Source organism: Corynebacterium flavescens, assembly GCF_008693105.1.
GTDB lineage: Bacteria > Actinomycetota > Actinomycetes > Mycobacteriales > Mycobacteriaceae > Corynebacterium > Corynebacterium flavescens.
The window spans coordinates 1-2834 of sequence record NZ_VXKK01000041.1 but is presented as its reverse complement, the minus strand read 5'-3'; the positions used below and the strand labels follow the sequence as shown (position 1 = coordinate 2834).

Sequence of the window (2834 nt, the reverse complement as noted above, 5' to 3'; positions counted from 1 at the left end):
GGCCTAAAACGCGGTATTGGCCGGCTTTCGGGCGTTTATATTCCGTCAGGGAATATAAAACCGGCATTTATACATACTTACCAGTGCAAAGAGCAAAATCCAGACACACTTCCTGCTCCTTAGCCCTAAATCAGCACGTCTGGGACATTGTAGCCGTGAAACCTGGGTTATTGAGATGTTTGCGGGGGCTAGGCAATCTTTTGGCGTGTGGTAACCGGCTTTTTGCGGTTGGCGTTGAGCAGCGCGTTCTTGGCATTGATACTTTCCGACGTCCTAGGTGCGTTGCGTCGCTTCTCAATAGGTGTCTCGGAGATGCTATCGAGAAGTTTCGATTTCTAGGCTGATTGTGTTGGAAGTATGTCTCGGTAATTCTGGGCTTGCCGAGTGTGGCTTCATTTTGCATAGAGGGGCGTGCTGGGGGGAACATCGGTATGAGGCCGTGGCGCATCAGGGGGTGCGCGCGGAACGCTGGCACGGAACCGTACGCCGTCAGGGTCGCCTGTTCTGGCATATAAACACAGTTAGTATTTCTTCAGGAGGTTGGCCTTTAAGTTCTAGGGTTTATGGTGCGGGCTTTGCAACGGGCGGAGGAGGTCAACCTACGCGAGGGGGCGGGTGGAGTGGTCGAAGCTCGCAGGGTTAAGCGGAAAAAGGGTTGGTGAGGTGCGCGTTTGTGAGATGGATATAGAGTTATGTAAAGTATCTATTCGTGCCCAAAGAGGTGCAACATAATTGAAAATGGCCCTGTGGCGCAGTTGGTTAGCGCGCCGCCCTGTCACGGCGGAGGTCGCGGGTTCAAGTCCCGTCAGGGTCGCTGAAGCCAGTTTACTGGCTTCTGGCCAGATAGCTCAGTCGGTAGAGCACACGCCTGAAAAGTGTGGGGTCGCCAGTTCGATCCTGGCTCTGGCCACAATGTAAGCCCCCTCCTCTTGGAGGGGGCTTCTTTGGGGGCTAAGGAGCAAAAAGTGTGTCTGCGGGCGTGTCGGGGTTAGGTGCCGGGCCAGCCTTTGCGGATTCCTAGGTTGTGGTTGTATTCGTTTGGGATAGCGTTGTCGTAGAGGGCTGGTCTTCCGGTTTCGTGGTTGGCTTGGTTCTCGTTGTGGGTAAGGATGTGGACTTTGGCGAGTTGATCCTTTCCCCAGTTGTGCTGCCTGGCGATTTCTATGGGGTCGTCAGGCAGTGGCGTGTGTAGGCAGTGCCACCGGTCACAGGTGAAGTGCCTCGGGGTTTGTGCCTAGGCATGTGCCTTGGTTTGTATTGTTTCTTTTGTCGGGTTATGCTTCCAAAATTCTGATTCAATCTCAGCCGGCGTGCGGTAGCCGAGACTCTGGTGGAGTCTCGAATCATTCCACCAATTCACCCACTCGAATGTCGCGATTTCTACGTCGACAACGTCAGCTCAGACTCGAGTATGGATCAGTTCATTCTTGTACGAACCGTTGACGTTTCCTGCCAGGGCATTGTCATAAGAGGCGCCAACAGTCCCGGTTGAAGCAGCGATACCATGCTCGGCAAGACGCTCGTTATGGACAATGCTGACGTGACTCGCGAACCGTGATCCGAGTGGTGAATCGCAACTGTGTTTTCCGCGACGCACACAATTGCCTGGTTGAGTGCCGGTAAAGGCAAAGCCCCAGTACACACCGAGTTCGGCAAAGCCCACCCGACGATCCTGCGGGGGAACACGGCCGTGATAAAAAGCGGTGCAGACAACCCCTTCCCCAGTCCGTCCATAAGCTATATCCGCCACCCACAACCCGTTGGTTCATGGCGACTTGAAATCACGATTTACCAAGTCAGGGCGAAGATCTGGCCTTTGGTCTTGCCAGTGGTGATAAGAGCTTTACCTTTGCCTGTGCCGGACAGTTCAACCAGACGCATCAACCGAGTAGTCTGTTCACGACCGCTATTGATTCCTTCACGTCGGAGAAAATGTCACATTTTCCGGACTCAATAGACACAGTAGTTTCGGCGTGAACCACGCCAATGTGTTCCACAGGTGCGGCGTCACGAAGACGGCGGGAACACGGTCCCCGGGCTTTGGACTGATGGTATCCCCGCGAATTGATGAAGTCGCCTTTACGTTAATCTTCAACGTCGTAAAAATGAACTCGACGGTGAAACGATTCCGGTGTTCATCGATGAACCGGATCATTTCCGACTTTTGAAGCCTGGTTCTGACGCGAAAAAGCCGAGGCAGCTTTCAGCAGTTCGTTGGTGAATCGAAGCTCCTGAATTTTCACGGCGCAGCCTGGTGTTGTGCCCAACAAAGTCTCCGTGGATTCGCTCGGGACATTTCCGCCGCGACGAGCTTGCTGGATCTACTGCCGAGCCGGGTGTCACGAAACCCCAATTTCGGTGCCACAATCTTGCACGCCTCCTGCGTGGAAAGATTTTCCGCCAGAATGTGATCTTCTACCAAGCGGACGACGCGTTCCCTCGCATCCTGATCAAACTATTTGGCCATATCCTAAATTTTCCCATCTACTCAGATGGAACATAGCCAGGGGCACTCCATGAGGGATGATTTCTACTCATCTAACCATCCTTGAAAAGGCCTTACCATTTCGTAGCGTCAGGCCTGGTATTTCAGCGGCCGCGGCCGCTAATCAGCCTGGATAAGTGAAAAGAGACCCTATAACGAATGCTCGACCCAGGAAAATCGACACATCCCCTTCTGAGCATTAGCCCGCCCCGAGAAGAGTTAGGGTTGCGTCCAATAGTGTGGTGTACAGCTACCGCCTGGTGAACCCCCCCTTGCCGACCAGCAAGGAGACCACCGCGGTACCTTTCGACTCAGCTCCTACACATCCTCGAAAGGACACCAACGATGG

General features: G+C 53.7%; 2 tRNA genes and 3 pseudogenes. 2 read left to right on the top strand and 3 right to left on the bottom strand.

Annotated elements, in window-relative coordinates:
- The first annotated feature begins 740 nt into the window (after window positions 1–740).
- Together F4V60_RS10210 and F4V60_RS10205 are read left to right on the top strand one after the other, a co-directional pair.
- Window positions 741–814 (top strand) — tRNA-Asp (locus F4V60_RS10210).
- Between the two features lie 23 nt (window positions 815–837).
- A tRNA-Phe gene (locus F4V60_RS10205) sits at window positions 838–910 on the top strand.
- A gap of 78 nt (window positions 911–988) precedes the next feature.
- Here the strand turns inward: F4V60_RS10205 and F4V60_RS10200 are convergent.
- The 3 pseudogenes from F4V60_RS10200 to F4V60_RS13010 all read right to left on the bottom strand — a co-directional run.
- A pseudogene (locus F4V60_RS10200) lies at window positions 989–1207 on the bottom strand (IS1249 family transposase); the annotation flags it as partial.
- A gap of 27 nt (window positions 1208–1234) precedes the next feature.
- A pseudogene (locus F4V60_RS13015) lies at window positions 1235–1384 on the bottom strand (hypothetical protein); the annotation flags it as partial.
- Between the two features lie 937 nt (window positions 1385–2321).
- Window positions 2322–2501, bottom strand: a pseudogene (locus tag F4V60_RS13010) (hypothetical protein).
- Window positions 2502–2834 lie beyond the last annotated feature (333 nt).